Origin of the sequence: Aestuariivirga sp., from assembly GCF_046294715.1 — a bacterium.
Lineage (GTDB): Bacteria > Pseudomonadota > Alphaproteobacteria > Rhizobiales > Aestuariivirgaceae > Aestuariivirga.
The window spans coordinates 138,459-162,565 of the sequence record NZ_JBKBKI010000006.1 but is presented as its reverse complement, the minus strand read 5'-3'; the positions used below and the strand labels follow the sequence as shown (position 1 = coordinate 162,565).

General features: G+C 67.8%; 27 protein-coding genes. 15 read left to right on the top strand and 12 right to left on the bottom strand.

The genetic code is table 11. From position 1 onward, the window contains the following. Positions 1–1,324, top strand: a 1,324-nt coding sequence (locus ACK4HL_RS06755) for a glycine cleavage T C-terminal barrel domain-containing protein (protein ID WP_409757605.1), incomplete at its 5' end; no start/stop codon positions are given. Further along, complete coding sequence (locus ACK4HL_RS06750; RefSeq protein WP_409757602.1) at positions 1,317–1,919, top strand: sarcosine oxidase subunit gamma; 603 nt, start codon at positions 1,317–1,319, stop codon at positions 1,917–1,919. The genes ACK4HL_RS06755 and ACK4HL_RS06750, both read left to right, overlap by 8 nt. A gap of 92 nt (positions 1,920–2,011) precedes the next feature. Here ACK4HL_RS06750 and ACK4HL_RS06745 read toward each other — a convergent pair whose 3' ends face one another. After that, on the bottom strand, positions 2,012–2,896 hold the full coding sequence (locus ACK4HL_RS06745; protein ID WP_409757599.1) for a methylenetetrahydrofolate reductase: 885 nt from the start codon (positions 2,894–2,896) through the stop codon (positions 2,012–2,014). Between the two features lie 189 nt (positions 2,897–3,085). Here ACK4HL_RS06745 and ACK4HL_RS06740 point away from each other — a divergent pair, with 189 nt between their 5' ends. Then, positions 3,086–4,087: a GlxA family transcriptional regulator gene (locus ACK4HL_RS06740; protein WP_409757596.1), complete on the top strand. Its 1,002-nt coding sequence runs from the start codon at positions 3,086–3,088 to the stop codon at positions 4,085–4,087. Positions 4,088–4,309: 222 nt separating this feature from the next. On the opposite strand, the gene ACK4HL_RS06735 is transcribed toward ACK4HL_RS06740, so the two are convergent. From ACK4HL_RS06735 to ACK4HL_RS06725, 3 genes are read right to left on the bottom strand one after another with little or no spacing between them, the layout of a single operon-like run. Next, positions 4,310–5,689, bottom strand: a complete 1,380-nt coding sequence (locus ACK4HL_RS06735) for an ATP-binding protein (protein ID WP_409757593.1) — start codon at positions 5,687–5,689, stop codon at positions 4,310–4,312. Beyond that, complete coding sequence (locus tag ACK4HL_RS06730; protein WP_409757590.1) at positions 5,676–6,347, bottom strand: response regulator transcription factor; 672 nt, start codon at positions 6,345–6,347, stop codon at positions 5,676–5,678. The genes ACK4HL_RS06735 and ACK4HL_RS06730 overlap by 14 nt, the downstream gene beginning before the upstream one ends. Before the next feature lie 12 nt (positions 6,348–6,359). Beyond that, positions 6,360–6,647 carry a PepSY domain-containing protein gene (locus ACK4HL_RS06725; RefSeq protein ID WP_409757587.1) on the bottom strand — a complete coding sequence of 96 codons (288 nt, stop codon included), beginning with the start codon at positions 6,645–6,647 and terminating at the stop codon, positions 6,360–6,362. A 276-nt stretch (positions 6,648–6,923) separates the two neighbouring features. Between ACK4HL_RS06725 and ACK4HL_RS06720 the strand changes: the two genes are divergently transcribed. The 7 genes from ACK4HL_RS06720 to ACK4HL_RS06690 all read left to right on the top strand — a co-directional run bounded on the left by ACK4HL_RS06720 (position 6,924) and on the right by ACK4HL_RS06690 (position 14,189). After that, the gene (locus tag ACK4HL_RS06720; RefSeq protein WP_409757584.1) at positions 6,924–7,817 is read left to right on the top strand and encodes a LysR family transcriptional regulator; all 894 of its coding nucleotides are present in this window, start codon (positions 6,924–6,926) and stop codon (positions 7,815–7,817) included. A gap of 60 nt (positions 7,818–7,877) precedes the next feature. Next, positions 7,878–8,087, top strand: coding sequence for a hypothetical protein (locus tag ACK4HL_RS06715; RefSeq protein WP_409757581.1), 210 nt, complete (start codon positions 7,878–7,880; stop codon positions 8,085–8,087). 96 nt (positions 8,088–8,183) lie between these two features. Then, a complete protein-coding gene (locus ACK4HL_RS06710) occupies positions 8,184–8,675 on the top strand; it encodes a formate dehydrogenase subunit gamma (protein WP_409757578.1) in 492 nt (163 codons plus the stop codon). Then, on the top strand, positions 8,672–10,216 hold the full coding sequence (locus tag ACK4HL_RS06705; protein WP_409757575.1) for a formate dehydrogenase beta subunit: 1,545 nt from the start codon (positions 8,672–8,674) through the stop codon (positions 10,214–10,216). The genes ACK4HL_RS06710 and ACK4HL_RS06705 overlap by 4 nt, the downstream gene beginning before the upstream one ends. Before the next feature lie 13 nt (positions 10,217–10,229). Then, a complete protein-coding gene (gene fdhF / locus ACK4HL_RS06700; RefSeq protein ID WP_409757572.1) occupies positions 10,230–13,112 on the top strand; it encodes a formate dehydrogenase subunit alpha in 2,883 nt (960 codons plus the stop codon). Then, positions 13,112–13,954 (top strand): formate dehydrogenase accessory sulfurtransferase FdhD, encoded by an 843-nt coding sequence (fdhD, locus tag ACK4HL_RS06695; protein WP_409757569.1) that lies wholly within the window; start codon positions 13,112–13,114, stop codon positions 13,952–13,954. Before fdhF ends, fdhD begins: the two co-directional genes overlap by 1 nt. Positions 13,955–13,961: 7 nt before the next feature. Then, positions 13,962–14,189 carry a formate dehydrogenase subunit delta gene (locus ACK4HL_RS06690; RefSeq protein ID WP_409757566.1) on the top strand — a complete coding sequence of 76 codons (228 nt, stop codon included), beginning with the start codon at positions 13,962–13,964 and terminating at the stop codon, positions 14,187–14,189. Positions 14,190–14,199: 10 nt separating this feature from the next. On the opposite strand, the gene ACK4HL_RS06685 is transcribed toward ACK4HL_RS06690, so the two are convergent. After that, complete coding sequence (locus ACK4HL_RS06685; RefSeq protein ID WP_409757563.1) at positions 14,200–14,667, bottom strand: YcgN family cysteine cluster protein; 468 nt, start codon at positions 14,665–14,667, stop codon at positions 14,200–14,202. Between the two features lie 147 nt (positions 14,668–14,814). On the opposite strand from ACK4HL_RS06685, the gene ACK4HL_RS06680 reads away from it, so the two are divergent. Genes ACK4HL_RS06680 through ACK4HL_RS06670 form a run of 3 tightly spaced genes read left to right on the top strand, consistent with a single transcriptional unit; the run spans position 14,815 to position 18,306 of the window. Then, a complete protein-coding gene (locus ACK4HL_RS06680; protein ID WP_409757560.1) occupies positions 14,815–17,172 on the top strand; it encodes a transglycosylase domain-containing protein in 2,358 nt (785 codons plus the stop codon). A gap of 7 nt (positions 17,173–17,179) precedes the next feature. Continuing rightward, on the top strand, positions 17,180–17,731 hold the full coding sequence (locus ACK4HL_RS06675) for a DUF1214 domain-containing protein (protein WP_409757557.1): 552 nt from the start codon (positions 17,180–17,182) through the stop codon (positions 17,729–17,731). Beyond that, the gene (locus ACK4HL_RS06670; RefSeq protein WP_409757555.1) at positions 17,728–18,306 is read left to right on the top strand and encodes a hypothetical protein; all 579 of its coding nucleotides are present in this window, start codon (positions 17,728–17,730) and stop codon (positions 18,304–18,306) included. The genes ACK4HL_RS06675 and ACK4HL_RS06670 overlap by 4 nt, the downstream gene beginning before the upstream one ends. Positions 18,307–18,308: 2 nt before the next feature. On the opposite strand, the gene ACK4HL_RS06665 is transcribed toward ACK4HL_RS06670, so the two are convergent. The 3 genes from ACK4HL_RS06665 to ACK4HL_RS06655 all read right to left on the bottom strand — a co-directional run bounded on the left by ACK4HL_RS06665 (position 18,309) and on the right by ACK4HL_RS06655 (position 19,557). Next, positions 18,309–18,494, bottom strand: coding sequence for a hypothetical protein (locus ACK4HL_RS06665; protein ID WP_409757552.1), 186 nt, complete (start codon positions 18,492–18,494; stop codon positions 18,309–18,311). Between the two features lie 69 nt (positions 18,495–18,563). Then, a complete protein-coding gene (locus ACK4HL_RS06660; RefSeq protein WP_409757549.1) occupies positions 18,564–18,899 on the bottom strand; it encodes a DUF1491 family protein in 336 nt (111 codons plus the stop codon). A gap of 4 nt (positions 18,900–18,903) precedes the next feature. After that, on the bottom strand, positions 18,904–19,557 hold the full coding sequence (locus tag ACK4HL_RS06655; protein ID WP_409757546.1) for a peptidoglycan-binding protein: 654 nt from the start codon (positions 19,555–19,557) through the stop codon (positions 18,904–18,906). A 290-nt stretch (positions 19,558–19,847) separates the two neighbouring features. Here ACK4HL_RS06655 and ACK4HL_RS06650 point away from each other — a divergent pair, with 290 nt between their 5' ends. Together ACK4HL_RS06650 and ACK4HL_RS06645 are read left to right on the top strand one after the other, a co-directional pair. Further along, on the top strand, positions 19,848–20,183 hold the full coding sequence (locus tag ACK4HL_RS06650; RefSeq protein ID WP_409757543.1) for a hypothetical protein: 336 nt from the start codon (positions 19,848–19,850) through the stop codon (positions 20,181–20,183). 60 nt (positions 20,184–20,243) lie between these two features. Then, positions 20,244–20,702, top strand: coding sequence for a SufE family protein (locus ACK4HL_RS06645; RefSeq protein ID WP_409757540.1), 459 nt, complete (start codon positions 20,244–20,246; stop codon positions 20,700–20,702). Here the strand turns inward: ACK4HL_RS06645 and ACK4HL_RS06640 are convergent. The 4 genes from ACK4HL_RS06640 to ACK4HL_RS06625 all read right to left on the bottom strand — a co-directional run bounded on the left by ACK4HL_RS06640 (position 20,657) and on the right by ACK4HL_RS06625 (position 23,955). Then, positions 20,657–21,205, bottom strand: coding sequence for a DUF6456 domain-containing protein (locus ACK4HL_RS06640; protein ID WP_409757537.1), 549 nt, complete (start codon positions 21,203–21,205; stop codon positions 20,657–20,659). The genes ACK4HL_RS06645 and ACK4HL_RS06640 overlap by 46 nt on opposite strands. A gap of 78 nt (positions 21,206–21,283) precedes the next feature. Further along, a complete protein-coding gene (locus ACK4HL_RS06635; RefSeq protein ID WP_409757614.1) occupies positions 21,284–21,781 on the bottom strand; it encodes a PAS domain-containing protein in 498 nt (165 codons plus the stop codon). Positions 21,782–21,884: 103 nt separating this feature from the next. Then, a complete protein-coding gene (locus ACK4HL_RS06630; RefSeq protein ID WP_409757534.1) occupies positions 21,885–22,292 on the bottom strand; it encodes a MucR family transcriptional regulator in 408 nt (135 codons plus the stop codon). 55 nt (positions 22,293–22,347) lie between these two features. Beyond that, complete coding sequence (locus ACK4HL_RS06625; RefSeq protein WP_409757611.1) at positions 22,348–23,955, bottom strand: DUF2336 domain-containing protein; 1,608 nt, start codon at positions 23,953–23,955, stop codon at positions 22,348–22,350. Positions 23,956–24,107 lie beyond the last annotated feature (152 nt).

Here is a 24,107-nt window from a genome sequence, read left to right as displayed (position 1 = left end):
GAATTTAAACTTCAACGGTTCTGGTGTGTCTTTCGAGGCGACCGGCAAGTCGATCCCCGAGATCGGCGTCACCACCTTCCGCCCGCCCTACACGCCCTTCTCCTTCGGCTCGATCGCCGGCGTGCTGACGAAGAATCTGTTCCTGCCGATCCGGCGCACCGCCGTCTACCAGTGGCACGTGGACCAGGGCGCGGTGTTCGAGCCGGTCGGCCAGTGGCGCCGCGCCTACACCTATCCCAAGGGCGGGGAAGACAAGCACCAGTCGATCGACCGCGAAATCCTCAGCGTGCGGAACAAGGTCGGCCTGCTCGACGCCTCCACCCTCGGCAAGATCGAGATCAAGGGGCCGGACGCGGCGGAGTTCCTCGACCGCATGTACACCAACATGTTCTCGACGCTGAAAGTGGGCAAGTGCCGCTACGGGCTGATGATGAACGAGCTGGGCTTCCTCACGGATGACGGCGTCACCGTGCGCCTCGCCGAGGATCACTTCCTCATGCACACCACCTCGGGCGGCGCGGACCGCATCGCCGCCTGGCTCGAGGAATGGCTGCAGACGGAGTGGACGCATTACCGCGTCTTCGTCACGCCCGTCACCGAGCAGTGGTCTCAATTCGCCATCGCCGGCCCCAGGGCGCGCGAGGTGCTGCGGAAGCTCGAACCCAACTTCGACCTCTCGAACGAGGCGCTGCCGCACATGTCCTTCGTCGAGGGCAAGCTCGGCCCCTACCCCGTGCGCCTGTTCCGCATCTCCTTCTCGGGCGAGCTCTCCTACGAGGTGGCGACGCCGGCGAACTACGGCATGGGCCTGTGGAAGGCGATCCTCGCCGCGGGCGCGGAATTCGGCATCGAGCCCTATGGCACGGAAGCGTTGCACGTGCTCCGCGCCGAGAAGGGCTACATCGTGGTGGGCGACGAGACCGACGGCACCACGACCCCGCTCGACGTGGGCCTCGACGGGCTCGTCTCCAAGAAGAAGGCGGATTTCATCGGCAAGCGCTCGCTGGAACAGTCCTTCCTCAAGGGGCCGGGCCGCAAGCAGCTGGTCGGCCTCCTCACCGAAGACCCGAACGAGGTTCTCCCCGACGGCGCCTACGCGGTGGCCCGCGTGAAGGACAAGCCGCCGATGGATATGATCGGCCAGGTCACGTCGAGCTACAGGTCGCCCACGCTCGGCCGCTCCATCGCCATGGCGCTCATCGAGAACGGGCGTTCCCGCATGGGCGAGACGATCTCCTTTCCGCTCCCCGGCGGCAAGGTCGTCCGGGCAAAGATCACCGACACCGTCTTCTACGACAAGGAAGGGGCCAAGCTGAATGTCTGAGCTCGCTTACCAATCGCCGCTCGCCGGCGTTGCCGCTCCGCAGGGCCTCTCGATCTCGCTCCGCGAGATCCCCGACCGCGGCATGATCGATCTCCGCGGCCTCGGCTCGGACACGGCCTTCATGGCCGCCGCGAAGGACGTTCTGGGCTTCGCACTTCCCACCGCCCCGCGCAGCTCCGCCGCGTGGGGGGACGTCCGGGTGCTATGGCTCTCGGTCGACCAGTGGCTGGTGCTCAGCACACGGAGCAAGGCACAGGAGCTTCTGGCGAGGCTCAGGGAGGCGCTCAGGGGCATCCATTCGCTGGCGGTCGATGTCTCCGACATGCGGGCGGTGATCCGCCTCGAGGGCGAGGGCTGCCGCGAGATCCTGATGAAGGGCACCTCGCTCGACCTCATCTCGGGCGAATACGCGCCCGGCACCTGCCGCCGCATGCGCTTCGCCGAGATCGCAGCACTCCTGCACGTGGTGGAGGAGACGGTGTTCGACGTCTACGTTTTCCGCAGCTACGCGCACTACGCCTGGGAGTTCCTCTGCGCCACCGCGCGCGAGCCGGCGAAGGTGAAGCTGTTCGGGGAACAGCAAGCGCCCGTGTAACGAGGGCCCCACGCCGCCTCCGGGCATCCTTTCCCACTTGATCGCAACGGGAGAGTTGGCGGGGCACGCGCCGGATGAGGGCGCTTTTCCTCCTACCCCGTCACCTTCCCCGTCCAGTCGAACAGCTTGTCGAAGCCGCCGAAGGGGTAGAGGTGGGGGCCGGCGATGCCGAGGTCCGGGCGGGCATAGTGAAGCTGCGCCAGCCCGGCCACGAATTCGTCCGGCGTGTTCACGCTGAGAAGCTTGGTGATGTTCATCGCCTGCTTTCGGATGAAGCGGGCGGAATTGCCGACCCCGCACATGGCGGCATATTTCACCAGCGTCTTGATGGTGGCGGGGCCCGGCACGCCCACGAAGATCGGAAGATCGATCCCAGCGGCGCGAAGCCCCTTCGCCCATTCGGCCACCGGCTCCGCCTCGAACAGGAACTGCGTGGCGATGAAGCCCTGAAGGCCGTGCGCCTTCAGATAGGCCTGCTTCTGCTGCAGCGCCTCGAGCAGCACGGCCTCGCCCCTGGCCTTGGTGATGTCGGGGTTGCCTTCCGGATGCCCGGCGAGCCCGATGCGCGTGACGCCGTTTGCCTGGAACACGCCCGTCTCCAGCAGCTGGATCGCCGCGTCATACTGGCCGATTGGCTCGGGAGCGCCGCCGCCCAGCACCAGCATCGTCGATGCCCCTGCTTCGGCGAGCGCCTTGATCCGAGCACGAAGGTCCGCCTCGTCCTTCACGAAGCGCGCCGGCACATGCGGCACCGGCTCGAAGCCCGCCGCCTTCAGCTGGCGCGTCGCCTCGATCTGGGCCGCAAGGTCGTTGGCATCGATCAGCGCGATGAACACCCGGCAGCCGGGCTGAAGCTTGTCCTTCAGCAGGGCCAGCTTCTCGATCTGCTTGGGCGTGATCTCGATCGAAGCGGTGCGGAGGAAGGCTGCGGTGGCCTGGGCGGGCGAGAGGCCGGCGGCGGAAAGCGGGGCGTTCATGAACTAAGGCTCCGGTTGGTCGGGCGGGAGATTGCGCCAGCGCCCCGGCCCGCGCCCGGATGTTTGCGACGGCCCGATTACGGATGCGACCGCGCCCCCTGACCTTATGTCGTTTTTCGCCTGCGTCACGGCGCTGATGGACAATGCCACAATTCTGCGCAAGAAGAGCGGAAACAGGAGTGCGCGCCCATGTTCGGCGATCCCCCCAAGCAGCTTCCCCAGCACCTCGCCGTCATCGTGGTGCCGGAATTCACGATGATGCCCGTCACCTCGGCGATCGAGCCGCTCCGCATCGCCAACCGGCTTTCGGAGAAGACCCTCTACAAGTGGACGATGCATTCGGTCGACGGTCAGCCGGTGGCCGCCTCGAACGGCATCCTCGCCATGGTCGACGGCGACCTTTCGGCCGTGCCGGAGAACGCCACCATCCTCGTCTGCGCCGGCCTCAACGTGCAGCACCACACGGACAAGCGGCTCGTCGCCTGGCTCCGCAAGGTGGCGCGCAAGGGCACGAACATCGGGGCGGTCTGCACCGGCGCCTACATCCTCGCCGAGGCGGGCCTGCTCGACGGCTACAAGTGCACCATCCACTGGGAGAACCTCCCAGGCTTCACCGAGGCCTTCCCCGAGATCGACGCCACCGGCGGCCTCTTCGAGATCGACCGCGACCGCTTCACCAGTGCGGGCGGCACCACCGCGCTCGACATGATGCTGACGCTGATCGCCAGCCAGCACGGTCCGGAACTCGCCTCCGCCGTGGCGGAGGGCATCCTCCACTCGCCCATCAGGCACCACAGCGAGCACCAGCGCATGTCGCTGCCCGCCCGCATCGGGGCACGGCACCCGAAACTCGTCGGCATCATCGAGGAGATGGAGCAGAACCTCGAGGAGCCGCTGTCGCCCTCGGTGCTGGCGAAGCAGGCGGGGCTTTCCACCCGCCAGCTCGAGCGGTTGTTCCGCCGCTACCTCGACCGCTCGCCGAAGCGCTATTACCTTGAGCTCCGGCTCAAGAAGGCGCGCTCCCTGCTCCTCCAGACGGACATGTCGGTGATCAACGTGGCGCTCGCCTGCGGCTTTTCCTCGCCTTCGCATTTCTCGAAATGCTACCGGGCCTTCTACGGCCGCACCCCCTACCGCGAGCGCGGCATCCCGGTGATCGAGGCCGGCCAGGCCGCGGCGGAGGCGCTGTGAAAAGATATGGGCGGACCATTTCTGGTCCGCCCGCTGTGAGTCCGCGACCGGGGGATCCAACGAACATCACATTTCCGTGCCGGATGTGATCAATAATCAGGCAATTGCCCTTTTCCTGAACACATCCGTGCCCATGCACGTTCTATAAGGTGTTTTGCACGTGATTGCAAACACTGGTTGCCGCAGAATGAGAACGATACCGGAACCGGTTGAAATGCCGCCTCAGGCTGCCGCTGGCAGGAGAAGAACCGCCTTGAGCCCGCCCAGGCCGGCTGTCTCGAGCGACACGCTGCCATTGTACATGGCTGCCGTTTCGGCGACGATCGACAGGCCGAGGCCCGAGCCGGGCTTGGTCTCGTCGAGGCGGCGGCCGCGTTTCATGGCTTCGGCCCGCTTGTCCTCCGGGAGGCCGGGGCCGTCGTCCTCGACTGCCAGGCTCACCAGCGTCCGGCTGCCGGCGGCGCCGGGGGAAAGCTGGGCCGTTACCCGCACCCGCGCCCTTGCCCATTTGCAGGCATTGTCCATGAGATTGCCGGCCATCTCCTCGAGGTCCTGGCGCTCGCCGCGAAACCTGAGACCTGGCGGGCACTCCACCGCCACGCTCACGCCCTTGTCGCGGTTGATGCGCTCGAGCGTGCGGGCGAGCGCGTCGAGCACGGGTTTCACCTCGGTGAAGGCGCCGATCCCCTGGGCCCGGGCCGCGCGCCGCGCCCGGTCGAGATAGAGGCTCACCTGGTCGCGCATCAGCTCGGTCTGCTCGCGCACCTTCAGCGCCAGCGGGCCGCGCTGGCCCGCCGCCTCGTTGGTCAGCACGCTGAGCGGCGTCTTCAGCGCATGGGCGAGATTGCCCACCTGGGTGCGGGCCCGCTCGACGATCTCCACGTTGGACTGGATGAGCAGGTTCAGTTCCTGCGCCACCGGCTGGATCTCGCGCGGGTAATCGCCCTTGAGCTGTTCGGCCCGGCCCTGGCGGATCGCCGCGAGGTTTTCCTGCAGCGCACGCAGCGGGCGCAGGCCGAAGCGCACCTGCACGAAGATCGCGAGCAGCAGCCCCACGCCGAGAAGCACGAGGCTCGCGGTCAGCGCGCGGTTGAAGCTCGTCACCTGTTCCTTGAGCTCGTCGAAGTTTCCGGCCACCAGCACGGAGAAGCGGCGCGCGCTGCCGGGCAGCGTCACCTCCTGCTCGATGGCGCGGAGCCTCACGCCGCTGCTGTCGGCGAGATAGAAACCGGCAACGCCATCGGGCTCGCGTGCCGCATCCGCTCCTGCCGGAAGCGCAAGGCGCTGCTCGAGGAGGGAGCCCGAGGCGACGTCCTGCCCCATCGCACCACCCGCCGGCGTCACCTGCCAGTACCAGCCGGAGAGCGGCAGGCCGAAGCGCGGGTCCGGCAGCGGGGCGGGCAGCCGCGGGGCGCCCTCCGCCGTCACCTCGAGGGTGGCGAGAAGCCCGTCGAGGACGGAGCGCAGGCGCTGGTCGAAGCTGCGTTCGAGTGCTGCCGTGAACAGCCCGGCGAGCACGAAGCCGGTGAGCGCCAGCAGCACGATGCTGACGAGCGCCGAAGAGATGATGAGACGGGTGGAAAGCGATCTAGGCCGCGGCATCGGGCTCGGTCACGCAGTATCCCATGCCGCGGATGGTGTGCAGCACGTCGACGCCCAGCTTCTTCCTGAGGCGGCCGACGAACACCTCGATGGTGTTCGAGTCGCGGTCGAAATCCTGGTCGTAGAGATGCTCGACGAGCTCGGTGCGCGAGACGACCTTGCCCTTGTGGTGCATGAGATAGGCGAGCAGCCGGAATTCAAGCGAGGTGAGCTTCACCGCCATGCCGTTCACCGTGACGCGGGCCCCCTTGGTGTCGAGCGTCACCGGCCCGCAGCTGATCTCGCTCGTCGCATGGCCCGCACTGCGCCGCACCAGGGCGCGCAGCCGCGCCAGCAGTTCCTCCATGTGGAAGGGCTTGGCCACGTAATCGTCGGCGCCTGCGTCGAAGCCTGCCACCTTGTCGCTCCAGCGGTCGCGCGCGGTGAGGATCAGCACCGGCATCTTCCGGCCCGCGCGGCGCCACTTCTCGAGCACGCTCACGCCGTCAAGAACGGGAAGGCCGAGGTCGAGCACCACCGCGTCGTAGGGCTCGGTGTCGCCGAGGTAATGGCCCTCCTCGCCGTCGCGCGCCGAATCGACGGCGTAGCCCGCATCCTCCAGCGCGCTCACCAGCTGGCGGTTGAGATCGGGATCATCCTCGACGACGAGCAGCCTCATCGCAGTCTCTCCTCATCTGAGCGGCATCACCGCGCCCGTGACGGCGTCGACGCCGATCTGGGTGATGGTGCCATCCTGCTTCAGCCTCACCACGTAGACGTTACCCCTGAGCTTGACGCCCAGGGGCTTCGCCCCTGGCACGGCGCGCATCGCCTGCTTCACGGCGGCGGAGGGCGGCAGCAGTTCCGCACCCTGCTGGGACTCGTAGCCCTGGCCGCCGCCGCTGTTCTGGGCTGCGGCCGGCAGGGCCGAAAGGGCCGCCGCCAGAATGGCCGTGGCTATGGTCAGGGCTTTGCGCATCGCGTTTTCAACTCTTTCCGTCGCCCGGCTTCTAGCAACCGTTTCCTGAACCCCGGATGAACCCAACCGCCGCCGCCTTCAGCGGTTCCGCGAAGGCTTCGGCAGTCGAGCCGCGCCCGCCACCACGCCCGCCACCTTTTCCAGCGAGCGCCCTCCGATATAGCCGCCCATGCCCACCGCGGCCCGAACGACCGCGCGCTGTCAAGGACTATTTTCCGCCTTCAGGAATTTTCTTTTGTCCTTGCGGCTTGGGGCGGCGGGGCTATTCCTCGTTTCATGGACATCCGCCAGCTCCAGTATCTCGCGGCGCTCGCGCGCGAGAAGCACTTCACCCGCGCGGCGCAGGCCTGCAACGTCACGCAGCCCACGCTGTCGGGCCGCATCCGCCAGCTCGAGCAGGAGCTCGGCGTTCCCATCGTCGAGCGGGGCCAGCGCTACATCGGGCTCACCCCCGAGGGCGAGCGCGTGCTGAAATGGGCGCACCTCATCCTCGACAACTGGCAGTCCCTCCAGCAGGAGCTCGGCACCATCCGCTCGAAGAAGGGCGAGCTCGTCGGGCGGCTGGTGCTCGGCGTCATCCCCTCCGCCCTTCCCATGGTCTCGATGCTGACCGAGGCGGTGGAGCGCGATCATCCGCGCGTCGAGTTCACCGTGCTTTCCCAGTCCTCCGAGGAGATCCTGCGGAACCTCCACGAGCACGCCATCGACGCCGGCATCACCTATCTCGACAACGAGCCCGTCGAGGGACTCATGCAGCATCCGCTCTACGTCGAGCACTACTGCCTGTTCGTGCCGGAGGATTCTCCGTATGCGGACAAACCTTCCGTGAGCTGGACCGAGGCCGCCCAGGAGCCGCTCTGCCTCCTCACCCCCAACATGCAGAACCGCCGCATCGTGGACCGCGCCTTCGCGGTGGCCAACGCCCACCCCTCGCCCCGCCTCGAGACCAACTCGATCATGAACCTGCTCGCCTCGGTGAAGTCCATGGGGCTCTCCTCGATCATGCCGGAGTATTTCATCCATGTGCTGGGCCGGCTCGAGGGGGTGCGGGCCGTGCCGCTCGTCGAACCCAGGGTTGAGCACAAGGTGGGCCTCGTGGGCCTCCCGCGGGAGCCGCTCTCGCCCCTCGTCTCCGCCCTCTTCGCCGCCGCCCGCAAGCTCCGCGATTGATCTTCGTCAAAGACGGCGGCTCCCGCCGCGCCGATGCTGCCCATACAAGGAGCAGCAGCCATGAATCTTTCGCCGGACAAGAGCCACGCCTATTGCACCCGCCAGTCCTGCTACGTCCGCCTGGACCAGACGGAAGGCCAGTGCCGGGACGACCACAACTGCAGCGACGCCGCCTGCCCGCTGGAAAAGGAGTTCGGCAGGCCCCGCTTCGGCCGGGCGCTGGAAATGATGGCGGCGGGAATCGGCAGCGTGATCGCCAAGTCGGGCTGAAGCCCGCCTCCGGGCGCAGCCCCTGATCAGTTCCGTCTATGGCTCCATAGGAGCCGTCAATTGGAAATTGCGGGCGAGGTGGGTGATAAGCCCCGCATGTCTGGAAAACGCACCCTGATCGATCTCTCCCCGCGCGAGGCGACGGCCGCCCGGGAGATCGCCTTCCGTTACGGCAACCGCCCCGATGCGCTGCTGGAAATCCTCCATGATCTCCAGGAGGAGCTGGGCTTCATCCCGGAGGCGGCGCTCCCGGCCCTGGCCAAGGCGCTGAACCTGTCGCGGGCCGAGGTTCACGGTGTGGTCACCTTCTATCACGACTACCGGCGCGAGCCCGCCGGGCGGCACGTCATCAAGGTCTGCCGGGCGGAGGCCTGCCAGTCCATGAAGGGCAATGAACTGGTTGCCATGATCGAGCGTTTCCTCCAGGTGAAGCTGGGCCAGACCACCGCCGACGGGGCGATCACGGTCGAGGCCGTCTACTGCCTCGGCAATTGCGCGCTCTCGCCCGCCATCATGGTGGACGGCAAGCTGGTGGGCCGGGTCGATCCGGCCAAGTTCGAGAAGATCGTTGCGGAGTGCCGGGCATGATCAAGGTCTATGTCCCCCGCGATTCCGCCGCCCGCTCGGTGGGCGCGGACGAGGTGGCGGCCGCCCTCTGGGCGCGCACGCAGGATCTCGGCATCGAGATCGTGCGGAACGGTTCGCGCGGCCTGCTCTGGCTCGAGCCCCTGGTGGAGGTCGAGACTTCCGAAGGCCGCATCGCCTATGGCCCGGTCACGGCGGAAGACGTTGCCTCCCTCATCGCCGCGGAATTCCACAGGGGCGGCGCCCATGCGCTCCGCCTCGGCAACATCGAGGAGCACCCCTACCTGAAGAACCAGGAGCGGCTCACCTTCGCCCGCTGCGGCATCACGGACCCCGTCTCCGTCGCGGACTACGTGAAGCACGGCGGCTTCGCCGGGCTCAGGAAGGCGCTCGCCATGCCGGGCGCGGCGATCGTGGCGGAGGTCACCGAATCGGGGCTGCGCGGCCGCGGCGGCGCGGGCTTCCCCACCGGCATCAAGTGGAAGACGGTGCATGATGCGGCCGCCGACCAGAAATACATCTGCTGCAATGCCGACGAGGGCGATTCCGGCACCTTCGCCGACCGCATGGTGATGGAGGGCGATCCCCTCATGCTCATCGAGGGGATGACCATCGCCGGCCTCGCCGTGGGGGCCAGCAAGGGCTACGTCTATATCCGCTCCGAATACCCCGATGCCATCGCCACCATGAAGGAGGCGATCGCCGCGGCGGTCTCCGCCGGGTGGCTGGGCGCCAATATTCAGGGCACGGAGAAATCCTTCCATCTCGAGGTGCGCCGCGGCGCTGGCGCCTATATCTGCGGCGAAGAAACCGCGATGCTGGAAAGCCTCGACGGCCGGCGCGGCATGGTCCGTCCGAAGCCGCCCATCCCGGCGCTCGAGGGCCTGTTCGGCAAGCCCACCGTGATCAACAACGTGCTGAGCTTCGCCGCCGTGCCCTATATCCTCAGCCAGGGCGGGGCGGCCTACAGGAACTACGGCATGGGCCGCTCGCGCGGCACGCTCCCCTTCCAGCTCGCCGGAAACATCCGCCAGGGCGGCCTCGTCGAGAAGGCCTTCGGCATCAGCCTCCGCGAACTGGTGGAAGGTTTCGGCGGCGGCACCTTCTCGGGCAAGCCCGTCCGCGCCATCCAGGTGGGCGGCCCGCTCGGCGCTTATGTCCCGGCCGGGCAGATGGATATGCCGATGGACTACGAGACCTTCGCCAATGCCCAGGCCATGGTCGGCCATGGCGGCATCGTGGTGTTCGACGAGACGGTGGACATGGCCGCCCAGGCCCGCTTCGCCATGGAGTTCTGCGCCATCGAGTCCTGCGGCAAGTGCACGCCCTGCCGCATCGGCTCCACCCGCGGCGTGGAGGTCATCGACCGGATCGTCGCCGGGGTGGACCGCGAAGCCAACCTCGATCTCCTCGGCGATCTCTGCCAGACCATGACGGACGGTTCGCTCTGCGCCATGGGCGGCCTCACCCCCATGCCGGTGCTGAGCGCCATCAAGCATTTCCCCGAAGATTTCGACAAGCCCGCGCGGCTTGCGGCCGAATAGGAGCCAGAGCCCCATGAGCCTCATCAAGGAAACGGACTACGGCACGCCCAAGGTCACCGCCGAGAAGATGGTGACGCTGGAGATCGACGGCCAGGAAATCACCGTGCCGGAAGGCACCTCGATCATGCGCGCCGCGATGGAGCTCGGCACCAAGATCCCGAAGCTCTGCGCCACCGACATGCTGGAGAGCTTCGGCTCCTGCCGGCTCTGCCTCGTCGAGATCGAGGGCCGCAAGGGCACCCCCGCCTCCTGCACCACGCCCGTCGCCCCCGGCATCAAGGTCCGTACCCAGACGGACCGCCTCGCCCAGCTCCGCAAGGGCGTGATGGAGCTCTATATCTCGGACCATCCGCTGGACTGCCTCACCTGTGCCGCGAACGGCGACTGCGAGCTGCAGGACATGGCGGGTGCTGTGGGCCTGCGCGAGGTGCGCTACGGCTACGAGGGCGAAAACCACGTCTTCAAGAGCCGGGCCGACGGGTCGCAGAACATCCGCTACAAGCCGAAGGACGAGTCGAACCCCTATTTCACCTTCGACCCGGCGAAGTGCATCGTCTGCTCGCGCTGCGTCAGGGCCTGCGAGGAGGTGCAGGGCACCTTCGCGCTGACGATCGACGGGCGCGGCTTCGAGTCCCACGTCTCGGCCAGCATGGACGAGGCCTTCCTCGAGTCCGAATGCGTCTCCTGCGGCGCCTGCGTGCAGGCCTGCCCCACCGCGACCCTCACCGAGAAGTCGGTGATCGAGATGGGCCAGCCCGAGCACACGGTGCTCACCACCTGCGCCTATTGCGGCGTGGGCTGCTCCTTCAAGGCCGAGATGAAGGGCGACCAGGTCGTCCGCATGGTTCCCTACAAGGACGGCGGGGCGAACGAGGGCCACTCCTGCGTCAAGGGCCGCTTCGCCTGGGGCTACACCACCCACAAGGAGCGCGTGCTGAAGCCGATGATCCGTGAACGGATCACCGATCCGTGGAAGGAGGTCTCCTGGGAGGAGGCCATCGGCCATGCCGCCTCGCGCTTCAAGGCCATCCAGCAGAAGTACGGCCGCACCTCGATCGGCGGCATCACCTCGTCGCGCTGCACCAACGAGGAAGTCTTCGTGGTGCAGAAGATGATCCGCGCCGCCTTCCAGAACAACAACGTCGATACCTGTGCCCGCGTCTGCCATTCGCCCACGGGCTACGGCCTGTCGCGCACCTTCGGCACCTCGGCCGGAACGCAGGACTTCAAGTCGGTCGACGCGTCGGACGTGATCGTGGTGATCGGCGCCAACCCGACGGACGCGCACCCGGTCTTCGCCTCGCGCATGAAGAAGCGGATCCGCGAGGGCGCGCAGCTCATCGTCATCGATCCGCGGCGCATCGACATGGTGGAATCGCCCCATGTGCGGGCCGCTCATCACCTGCAGCTGCTGCCCGGCACCAACGTGGCGGTGATCAACGCGCTCTCCCACGTGATCCTGACGGAGGGGCTGGAGAACCGCGCCTATATCGCGGAGCGCTGCGACCCCGTCGAGTTCGCCCGCTGGGAGGCCTTCATCCGCGAGGAGCGGAACTCTCCCGAGGCGCTCGAAGCCATCACCGGCGTTCCGGCCGCCGAGGTGCGCGCCGCGGCGCGGCTCTATGCCACCGGCGGCAACGGCGCCATCTATTACGGCCTCGGCGTCACCGAGCACAGCCAGGGCTCCACCATGGTGATGGGCATGGCCAACCTCGCCATGGCCACCGGCAATGTCGGCCGGAACGGCGTGGGGGTCAATCCGCTCCGTGGACAGAACAACGTGCAGGGCTCCTGCGACATGGGCTCCTTCCCGCACGAGTTCTCGGGCTACCGCCATGTCGGCGACGACACGGTGCGCCAGGTCTTCGAGACGGTGTGGCAGACCCAGCTCGACAACGAGCCGGGCCTGCGCATCCCCAACATGTTCGACGCCGCCGTCGAGGGCACCTTCAAGGGCCTGTTCGTCCAGGGCGAGGACATCGCCCAGTCGGACCCGAACACCAAGCACGTGAACCACGCGCTCGAGTCCATGGAGTGCGTCGTGGTGCAGGACCTGTTCCTGAACGAGACCGCCGCCTTCGCGCACGTGTTCCTGCCCGGCACCTCCTTCCTCGAGAAGGACGGCACCTTCACCAACGCCGAGCGCCGCATCAACCGCGTGCGCCAGGTGAAGGCCCCGATGCAGGGCAAGCAGGAGTGGCAGGTGGTCTGCGAGCTCAGCGCCGCCATGGGCTATCCGATCCACTACGACAATGCCTCGGAGATCATGGACGAGATCGCGCGGGTGACGCCTACCTTCGCCGGCGTCTCCTTCGCCAAGCTCGACACGCTGGGCTCGGTGCAGTGGCCCTGCAACGACAAGGCGCCCGAGGGCACGCCCCTCATGCATGTGGGCGGCTTCGTGCGCGGCAAGGGCCGCTTCGTCGTCACCGAATTCGTGCCGACGCCGGAGCGCACCAACCGCTCCTTCCCGCTCATCCTCACCACGGGCCGCATCCTCTCGCAGTACAATGTGGGCGCCCAGACGCGCCGCACCGAGAACGTGGCCTGGCACAAGGAGGACGTGCTGGAGATCCACCCGCACGATGCGGAGACCCGCGGCATCAAGGACGGGTCGCTGGTCTCGGTGGCGAGCCGCATCGGCGCCACGACGCTCCGTGCACGGATTTCCGAGCGCATGCCGCAGGGCGTGGTCTACACCACCTTCCACCATCCGGTGTCGGGCGCCAACGTGATCACCACGGAATATTCCGACTGGGCCACGAACTGCCCCGAATACAAGGTGACGGCGGTGCAGGTCACCCTCTCCAACCAGCCTTCCGAATGGCAGAAGGAGTGGGAGGAGCGCGAGGAGGAGAACAAGCGCATCGCCGCGAAGATGGTCCCGGCGGAGTGATGAGCCACCGGCGCGCGGTCAAGCCCTCCCTCGTTCCGGCCCCGGGGGCCGGGGCGGAGGCGGAGCTGCGCACGTCGGTTCCGGCCAGGGGCATTCTCCACACGCTGGCGGGCGACAGCGAGACCGTCTGGCAGGTGCCGGAGGAAGTGCCGCTCGCCGTGCAGTTCAGTTCCCAGAATTACGCCGTGATGATGGGAACGCCCGCCGACTTCGAGGACTTCGCGGTGGGCTTCGCCCTCGCCGAGGGAATCATATCGAAAAGTTCGGATGTTTCGGCCGTGCTGGTGCTCTCCGCCGGGGAAGGCTACGCGATCGACCTCTCGGTGCCCGAGGAGAAGATCAACCGCGCCCGCATGGCCAGGCGCAGCCTCGAGGGCCGCACCGGCTGCGGCCTCTGCGGCATCGAGGACATGAAGGACGCGATCCGCATGCCGGGACGGCCGCTTCCCAGGGTCGAGCTTCGCCCGCAGGCGGTGGCCCGCGCCTATGAGGAATTGCCGGCGCACCAGCCCATGAGCCGGGTGAACCGCACCGTCCATGCCGCGGCCTGGTGTTCCGTCGACGGAGAGATCCTGTTCTCGCGCGAGGACGTGGGCCGCCACACCGCCCTCGACAAGCTGATCGGCGCTCTGGCCCGCCAGGGCCACGACATGGGCCAGGGCTTCGTGCTCATGTCGAGCCGCTGCAGCTTCGAGCTCGTGCAGAAATGCGCCATCGCCGGCATCGGCGCGCTCGCCACGGTTTCCGCGCCTACCGCGCTGGCGCTCAGCCTGGCGCGGCAGGCCGAACTCAAACTTGCCGCGCTGGCCAGGCGCGGCGTCATGATCTTCGACGAGGACTGATACCCACATGGAACAGCGCGACATGCTCCGCATGGCGAACCAGATCGCCGCCTTCTTCAACGGCTCCGGCCCCGAGGCTGCCGTGAAGGACGCCGCCGAGCACATCAACAAGTTCTGGGAGCCGCGCATGCGCCAGGCCCTGCTCGCCCATCTCCAGAAGGGCGGCGAGGGGCTGGACCCGACGATCGTCAAGGCGGCGGGGCTGATCCGCAAGCCGAAGACGGCGGCTGCCTAAGAGGGTTGCCCTACCCCGCCTTCTTGCGTTTCGCCTTGGGCAGCCGCCAGAGATGGTCCACGAGGTCGTCCACCGTGATCCCCTCTTCCGAATAGGCCTCGCCCGCCACGCTGATCCCGGCCTCGGCCACCGTCTCCTGTTTCCCCGAAACCAACGGGTGCCACCAGGCGAGCGGCTTTCCCTCTTCCAGCAGGCGGTAGGCGCAGGTCGAGGGCAGCCAGCCGAGGCTGCCCACATTCTCCGGCGTCAGGGCCACGCAGTCGGGAACGCGGGCGTGCCGGTTGGTGTAGTCGGTGCAGCGGCAGGTCTCGAGATCGAGCAGCCGGCACGCGGCGCGCGTGTAGAGAAAGCGGCCCGTGTCCTCGTCCTCGAGCTTGTTGAGGCAGCAGCGCCCGCAGCCGTCGCAGAGCGATTCCCACTCCTCGCGCGTCATGGCGGCGAGGGGCTTGGTCTTCCAGAAGGGCGGCGGATGGCTCATCCCGCGGCTTATGCCATGGAACTGCGGCAGAAAGTCAACCCGGCACTGGCGCCCGGGGAACGCCCGCTGTAGCTTCGCCGTTCGGAGCGATTGCCTGCCGGGCCGGGCCCCAAGGCCCGTTTTCGTCACAATCGCACACTAATCGGCATGAAAGTTCCAGAACGGTCGTCACGCGTGTCCCAGGTTCCACCCCGAACGTCGATTGCCGGAAGGCTGTGGCGCGCCGACTCGGCCGTGAGCACCGCGGTGTTCGAGAGCTGGGATTTCCTGAAGCGCCGCCATTCCGCCTACGTCACCTTCCTCGAGCGATTCCGGCTCCGGGGCCTGAAGCGGATCTTCATCGACCTCCTCGACGATGCGGTGACCTTCGGCGTGATCGCATCCTTCGTGCTGCTCGCCTATGCGCTGCCGCCCTTCTCCGGCACCGGCGACGTGTGGAACCGCGGCCGCGAGTTCGCGGTGACCTTCACCGATGCCGACGGCGAGATCATCGGCCGCCGCGGCATCCGCCAGGACGACGCCATTCCCTTGTCCGAGATCCCGCCGCACATGGTGAAGGCGGTGCTGGCCACCGAGGACGCCCGCTTCTTCGACCATTTCGGGGTGGACGTCATCGGCACGATGCGCGCCATCATCCAGAATGCGCGGGCGAACGACGTGGTGCAGGGCGGCTCCTCGCTCACCCAGCAGGTGGCGAAGAACCTGTTCCTCTCGCCCGAGCGCACCATCCGCCGCAAGGTGCACGAGGCCTTCCTTTCGCTGTGGATCGAGGCGCGGCTCTCCAAGGAGGAGATCCTCAAGCTCTATCTCGACCGCTCCTACCTGGGCGGCGGCGCCTATGGCATCGAGGCGGCCTCGCAGTTCTATTTCGGCAAGTCCGTGCGCGACATCACGCTGCCCGAGGCGGCGATGCTGGCGGGGCTGTTCAAGGCGCCCACCAAATACGCCCCGCACCAGAACATCGAGATGGCGCGGGCGCGGGCCAACACCGTTCTCTACCGCATGCTGGATGCCGGCTTCATCACGCAGGGCGAGCTCCTGCAGGCAAGGCGCGAGCCCGCCGTGGCGATCGCGCAGTCGATCGCCGACAGCCCGAACTGGTTCCTCGACTGGGCCTACCGGGACACACTGGCGGTGATCGACGAGAAGGGGCTGACCGGGGACTACGTGCTGGAGGTGAAGACCACCATCAACCTGCCGCTGCAGACGGCGGCCCAGAACATCATCAACGAGGAGCTGGCGCTGAACGGGGAGCAGTATCGCATCGGCCAGGGTGCGGCGGTGGTGATGTCGCTCGACGGCGCGGTGAGGGCCATCGTCGGCGGCAAGGACTACGAGACGAGCCAGTTCAACCGCGCGACGGACGCGCTGCGCCAGTCCGGCTCCTCCTTCAAGCCCTTCGTCTACATGGCGGCCCTCCTCAACGGCTACAAGCCGGACGATGCGGTGGTGGACGGGCCGGTGGCGGTGGGGAACTGGGCACCCCGCAACTACACCAACAAGTACAAGGGCCGGACCACGCTCACCAACGCGCTCGCCCATTCCTACAACTCGATCCCGGTGAAGCTGATGATCGACATCGGGCGCACCGCCATCATCAACACCGCCCACATGGCGGGGATCAGGGGCGAGCTCGAGACCTGGGCGCCGATGGTGCTCGGCACCAGCGCGCTCTCGCTGATGGACCTGACCACGGGCTACATCGCCTTCGCTTCTGGCGGCATTCCGGCCAAGCCCTATGCGGTGCTCGAGATCCGCCGGTCGAACGGCGACATCCTCTATTCCCGCCAGGACGAGGGGCTGAGGCCGCCACGCCGCGTCTTCCCCGAGGAGAAGGTGGCCGAGCTCAATTCGATGATGGCGGCGGTGGTGAAATCCGGCACGGGGCGGCGCGCCGACCTCGTCTTCGCCCCGCAGGCCGGCAAGACCGGCACCAACCAGGGTTACCGGGACGCGTGGTACATCGGCTATACCGGCCACCACGTCACCGGCGTGTGGGTCGGCAACGACGACTTCACCCCGATGGAGGAGGTGACGGGTGGCCTCATCCCGGCTCCCATCTGGAAACGCATCATGGTGGAAGCAGAGCGCGGGCTTCAGCCGGTGGGCTTCGCCGGCGTTCCCTATGACGAGAGCTATGCGCTGGCCGCCGCCGAGATGGAGAAAGACACTGCCGTGGCCCAGGCCCCGATCGCCGACGAGACGGAGCAGGCCGGCGGCACCGGGGCACCTCTCCGTCCGGAGGAGACGGACGTCAACAGCGTGCTGAACGGCATGTTCGACCTGTTCGAGACGACGCCGCCGCCGCGGCCCGCGGCAACGGCGAAGGCCGAACAGTCGCCCACGCAGGAGGCGCTGGTGCTGCCCAAGGCCAATGTGCAGCCGGAGAACCGCAAGAAGAAGAACGCCAACATCATCGAGCAGATCTTCGGCGAGCCGGTCGACAAGCCGCGCGAGAAGAAAAAGAAGAAGAAGAGGAAGTCCCTCTTCGACAGCATTTTCTGACATCCGCATGCGGCGCTTCATCTGGGCCACATCCTACGTCGCGGGCGGTCTGGCGCTCGGCTGCTTCAGCGCCTACGCGCTGATCCAGTCCTCCGGCATCGAGCACGTCGAGTCGGGAACGCCGTGGCTGAGCCGGGCCGCGGCGATGGCGGACACCTCCGCCTTCTACGTGCGGGCGCATTACCTGATGGAGGGCCGCCTGCCGCCCGCGCCCGGGCAGCTCACCGAGGCCACGGCGGAAACCGACGGCGAGAACCGGCCGCTCACCGCCTCCTGCATCTACCGGGTGGCCAGCAACGGTGCGCTGCCGCGCTGGTGGAGCCTGACCGCCACCGGCTCGGCGGTTGAGGGCGCGCCGCTCCAGTCGACGGCCGACAGCGACACGGCGCTGCGCGAACCGGATGGAACGGTGCTCATCACCGTCTCATCCCTGCCCCAGCCCGGCAACTGGCTCAAGGCGCCTGAAGCGCGGCGATTCAGCCTGCTCTATTCCTCCCTCCCCCAGGGCGGCGGCGTCACCACGCCGCCCTTCACCATCACCCGGGAGGCGTGCCCGTGAGGCTGCACCTGTTCTGGGCCGCCGTTGCGCTCGTCGCCGCCGTGGCGGCGCATACGGCCTTCGCGCTCTATGTGCCGGGCTGGTGGTTCGCGCGCGAGGTGGAGCGCATCTCGGCCGCTCAGGGGCCCAACAGCTTCTTCATCCTTTCGCCCGAACAGCAGGCGGAGCTGTTCCCCGGCCTGCCGCGCTTCGGCGTCACCGGGCTCTGCGTCTTCGACGTGTCGCAGGGCGACGTCACCTTCGCCGCCAACCTGCCGGACGGCTTCTGGGTGACCACCATCTACACCGCCAAGGCGGAGCCCATCTATTCCGTGAACAACCGCCAGTCGGGGGCCAACAGCTTCACCGTCAGCCTGTCCCGGGCACCGGGGCTGATCGAGCAGATCGTGCAGGCGACGGACAAGGAAAGGCCCGAGATCGACAGCGGCTGGACGGTGATGTCTCCCGAGGCGCGCGGGCTCGCCGTCGTCTGGTATCCGACGGCGGAAGCGGGCTTGCGCTCAGGCGCGGCGGAACAGGTGGGGCGCTCGCGCTGCACGCCGGCGGTGGCCGCCGTGGCGCCCTCGCAGCAGTGAGGTCAGCGCGCGCTCTTGCGGCGCGAGGCGGTTCCCGCCTTCGAGCGCGGCGCCGGCCCGTTGCCGAGGCGCTCGACGCGCACGCCGGGGAAGATCAGGATTTCGGCCGGGCCTCTCGCCTGCCCCGCGGCTCGCCGCACGCGGGCCTGCGGAAACGCGATCACGACGGGTCTGGCACGGGCTCTCATGGTCTCGCTCTCTGGTTACGGAGTTTCTCCGCATTCCTGCAGTTAGAGCGGGCTATGGTTAACAATGGCCTAAGGCTGCTCGGCGAGGCCCGCCGTGCCCTTTCTGTCCTCCACCTCGACGATCCAGATATCGGGGTCGAAGCGGATGCGGCGCTCGAGAAGGGCCATGGCATCGCCGGTGCCCTGGGGCGGCCTCGCCTCGATCATCCAGCGCCGCTCGCCCTCCTCGTCATAGGAGGCGCCCGGCGCAGGGCTGAAGAGATGGCACGTGCCGTCCAGATGATCGACGATGACGTGGACGGCGCCCGCCTCTTCGGCCCCCTTGCGGACCACCGCGCCGTAAATGCCCTCGACCATGCAGCGCCTGAGAAAGGCGCTCACCCAGATCGCGGACTTGAGGCGCACGGGCTTATTGGGTGGCCAGTTCGGACTGGCCGCTCATCTTGCCGAGTTCGGCCATCAGCGCGTCGCTGATCTCGCCGGTCTCGGGCAGGTTGCGGTCGCGCTGGAAGGCGAGGATGGCGTCGCGCGTCTGGCGGGTGAGCTCGCCGTTGATCTCGCCCGGGCTGTAGGCGAGTTCGGCAAGGCCCGTCTGCACGCGGCGGATCGAGGCGCGGAGTTCGGCTTCGGGGTCGGCGGCGATGGTGCCGGTGAAGAGCGAGGCCTCCGCCACCTCGCGGGTGAAGCGGATGTGTTCGGCGAGATCGGCGCTGGGCTTGCCGGTGGGCTCGAGGCCCACGGCCGCCTGGTATTCCATGATCGCCTGGCGCGTCCTGCGGCCCGTCACGCCGTCGACGCTGCCCTTGTAGTAGCCGGCGGCGGCGAGTTCGCGCTGCACCGATTCGACCACTGGATCATATTTGAGCTGGATGGTGCGGGTATTCGAGGCGGTTTCGGCGGCGAGGCCCGCTCCCTCCTCGCCCGCGGCCTGCAGAGACGAGCTCACGGGCTGGCCGAACAGGGCATTGAAGGCGATGGCGGCCAGCATGAGCCCGGTGAGGCTCCAGGCCGCGAGCGGCAGGAGTCTCCCCTTCCGCTCGTCCTTCTCATCCGTTTCACGCATCCGCCGACCCGAACCCACTCTCGCCTCCGGGGACGCGGCACGCTGGTGTTCCCCTGCCGCCCGAATTTGCACCCATTGCGGTTAACGGCGCCTTTCCGGCCCGCCGTTCCCCGCTACCCGGTGATGGCACCCGGAAGGTTAACGAAGCCTTGCCGCGGGCGCCCGGATTTTACTCAAAATTCATTCAAATGCCCACGGCATTTAACGGAATTTACGCCATCTCCCTAAAGCCCCGGGAAACCGGCCGCCGTTAATGTCAGTGGCGGAGGAAGGGGCGAAAAGGTGCGTGAATGCGTCTCATCAGACTGATCATGGTGCTGGCTGCGGCGGGGTTCCTGATGCCTTCGCCGCCCGAGGGCTCCTCGCGCGCCGAGGCGATCGCATCCTATTGCCCGGCCGACCAGGGCCTGTGCGGAACCGCTGCCTATCTGGCGGAGCGGCTGCAGGCCAAGGCGGTCTATTCCGCCGGGATCATGTATGAGTGGGCGCTCAACGCCACGCTGGAGCCCGGCGCGCTGACCGGCAGGCTGGAGGCCCGCGCCGACCTCGGCCGCTCGACGCTCCGGCCCGAAGACCTTGCGCCGGCATGGCGCGGCCCCGTGGCGCGCGCCCACAAAGAAGGTTGAGCTTCAGGGGCGCTCCCACTATCTGGTGGCCACCGTCCCCAACCGGAAGCTAGGCCCACCGTGAGCGCCATCGCCGACCTCCTTGCCGATTTCGAGATCCTCGACGAGTGGGAGGACCGCTACCGGCACGTCATCGACCTCGGCCGCGAGCTGGAGCCGCTGCCCGAGGCCGACCATGCGCCTGAGAACAAGGTGAAGGGCTGCGCCAGCCAGGTGTGGATCACCTCCGAGGCGAGCGGCCCCGCGGAAGACCCGGTGCTGACCTTCAGGGGCGACAGCGATGCGCTGATCGTCAAGGGCCTCATCGCCATCGCCTTCATGATCTATTCGGGAAAGCCCGCGCGCGAGATCCTCGCCACGGATGCTGGCGAGATCCTCGGCAGGCTCGGCCTTGCCGGGCACCTCACGCAGCAGCGCTCCAACGGCTTCGCCTCGATGATCCAGCGCATCAAGTCGGACGCCGGCGCCGCCCTTCAGGCCTCTTCCAGCGCGGCTGGACCTGATATTCCCGGCCGATAGTCCGGCAGGCCCCACTGCGACATGCCGGCGGGGCGGCCAGCTCCTTCTGCGAGCAATCCATAGTGGCGGGCGAGTGCCGTGAGGGCGAGACCCAGCACGGCCTTGCCGCTGCGCTGCGGCAGGTTCAGCACCCGCTCCGCCTGTTCGAGACCGGACGCTAAGCAGCAGACCTGGGCCAGGATCGAGGCCAGTTCCGGCCCCACCGCCTCGAGTGCCGCGATGTAGCGCCCGCGCGCTGCGATCGCGCCGTCGCTCAGCTCGGCCGAGACATTGCCGGTTCGCCCGCCCGCGCCGGCCGCGTCCCAGTTCATGGTGGTGCGGGGGACCATCAGTGCGCGCTCGAAATCCGCCCTGAGCCTTTCTCCCGCCATGTACTGGGAGTCCGTGATCAGCGGCCGCCCGGCCCTGTCGCGGCGGGTGCGCAGCCAGGAGAGCGGGCTTTCCGCATCGTTGAAGAGAGGCTTCGATGAAGCGGGCGCGGTTTCGCCGGTCCTGTTCTGCATGGGTATCTTCTCCTGTCTGGCCGCGGAAGGCTAGACCGGAACAAAACAGGAATCAATGCCTTTTGTGGGCTTCGATTCTCAGGCGATACCCGCCTGGCGCGCCTCCTCCTCGAGGCCCGAGATGAAGTAGTCGAGACAGAGGACCATGCCGATGCCGATGCCGTCCCTGGCGGCGAGCGGCAGCCGGATCCAGTATTGCACCAGGTGCTCCTTGTTCACCCGGGGGCCGCGCACGATGCCCTGCGTCGGCTTGCCGTCCAGCGCGGTGTGGCGGTAGGCCGTCATCCAGTAATCGCGCTTGGCGCCGAGGTCCAGGTCCTCGATCCTGAGCCCGGTGATCTCGCGGTCGTAGACGTCGCGCAGCCGCGTCCCGGCGAGCCGCACCCTGCTCTGCTCGATGCTCGGCTCGACGTCGATCAGGCTGATGAAGGGAAGCAGGCGGGGGATCTGGGCGGGATTGATGTCGGCGCGGCTCGGCATCGGCTTTCCTTCGCCGCATGACAGCCAGTAGTCATACAGCTGCCGTTGTTCAGGCACGACGAGTTGTGCCCTGAACGCTATGTTGACTGAGCCCATAGCCAACGCCGCCCCTTGCGAATCGATGCCCCACGCAACAACTCGTTTATGAATCGTGAACGGCTGATCCGCAAGAGTCAGACAGCGCAAAATTTTTGTTGAGTCAGCTGCCGCGCCTCTGGCCGAGGCCCATGTTCTTGGCGAGCTTGGAGCGCGAGTTGGCGTAATTGGGCGCCACCATGGGATAATCCGCCGGCAGGCCCCACTTCTCCCGGTACTGCTCGGGGGTGAGGTTGAAGTGGGTGCGGAGATGGCGCTTGAGCGACTTGAACTTCTTCCCGTCCTCGAGGCAGATCAGGTAATCGGGCGTGATCGACTTCTTGACGTTGACAGCGGGCTTCAGCTCGGCGTTCTCGCTCTTGGGGGCGGCTCCCGAGGCCGCCTGCTCCACCGCGCGGTGCACCTCGGCGATCAGCTTGGGCAGGTCCGCCTGCTCGACGGCATTGCGGCCGACATAGGCCGCGACGATGCGGCTCGTGAGTTCGATGAGTGCGGTCTTGGTCTCATCCATGGCGGCGGCACCCCCTTCAGCGCTACTGCCGGCGGCGCACCGGCACCCAACCTGTTTATGCGAGCGGCTCTTCTTCAACAAGGGCCGCGGAAGGATCGGGCGCGAGCGCGTCCTGCAGCGGCGCGTAAGGACCGGCCTTTCTCATGAACCAGTCCCAGTAGGTGAGCAGCATGCGCGCCTTGGTGTAGGACAGGCCGTCGAAGATGATCTGCAGCTCCTCGAGGCTGCGCGTGGCGTCGATCACGCCTCCGGCATCCATGATTTCGGCGAGCGCCGAGGCAAATCGCGCGCGGCTCACGCCGGAAGCCTTGAGCATCGCCACCAGGGGTTCGCCGCCGCGGTCGGAGAGCGCGCGCAGCGCCGTCTCCTCGGCGATCCCGGCGAGCATCGCGAAGCGCCGCGCCGCCTCGGGAAGCCGAAAGGCGGCGGCCTCGCCGATTGCCGCGTCGAGCACCTCTCCCCTCGTCGCCATGCCGCGATGGAGGCGCGAATGCCTGGGGCCGAGCGCGATGGCGAGAATCCGCGCCAGGGCTCCCGAGTCGGTGAGGAAGCGCGACATCAGGTGGCGGCGAAGCTCGGCAGGAGCGCTCCAGAACAGCTCGAAGGCAACCGCCGGCGGCAAGTCTGGACGGGTGGCGAGCGGAGCCAGCAGCTCCGGCCAGCGTGCGGCGGCCTCCGCCAGCCTTTCGAAACCCTCGGCGGAAAGATCGGCGCCGGGATTGCGCAGCAGGGCGAGCAGCACGGGCCGTGCGCCGCTCGCCACGAGGTGGTCCGCCAGCACGGAGGACACGATGCGGCGCGAGGCGATCATGCGGAGCTTCGCGGTCTCCTCCGGGCCGGCGGCGCGGATCAGCTCCTGGTCGGAGATCTGCGAGCAGCGCTCGAGCAGCGGCGCGAGGATCTCCGGCCGCGGATCGCGCAGCAGCTTCGCCACGAGCAGCGGCGGCGGCCGCTCCATGATGGCGACGCGTTCCACCACGGCCTTCAGGGCTCTTGCCGGGATGCGCGGCAGGAGCGGGATCAGCGTGTCGGCGGCGAGGGCCCGCTCCTGCGGCAGCGTGCCCGTGCCGCCGAGGATCATGTCGAGAAGCTTGAGGGTGGTCTCGCCGGCCGAGGTATCGGCATCCGCCATCTCGGGAATCGCGGGCTCCTCGGGCAGGGAGTACTCCTCGCCGGCAGGCTGAGGGGCGGCGGCGGTCTCCTCCTCCGCGGCAGGCTCGGTCTCTTCCTTCTCTTCCTCCTGCGGCTCCTCGGCGAAGACGGGGGCCGGAGGCGCCACGTCCCTCAGGAAGGCGGCGCGTTCCTCCGCTGTCGGCTTGGCATAGATGGCGGCGCTGATGCTCTCGAGCATCGCGACGACGGCGTTGGGCTGCGCCTCCGCGTCGGGGCGCGGTTCCGCCGGAGCCGGCACCGCCAAAACGATTTCGGCGCGGACCGGCGGGGAGGCGCGCAAGATGGGTGCCACCGTGGGGGCCGGAGGCGCCGGCGGCTGCGGCGCAGGCTCCGCGGCGCGCGGCGGAGCCGGGGGCGCGGGAGGCGCGGGCGGGGGCTTCGGCTTCTGCTTCAGGCGCTCCGCAAGCAGCCGGAAAGCGGCGGCCGAGCCCGGCACAGGCTCTGCCGCCGCGGCATCCCGTGCGGGGTCCGGCTCGGCCAGCGGCGTCACATGCAAGGCGCTTGTCTCCACGCTTCCTGAATTGACCCCGCAGCCCTGTCAAACTCCTTAAAACTGAAGCTATTCCGGTGGCCGGGCGTTGACGGGTTCAGCTCATGGTTAACGGGAGGTTGCGATTCAGGGGAGGAGGACCGCCCGGCGCT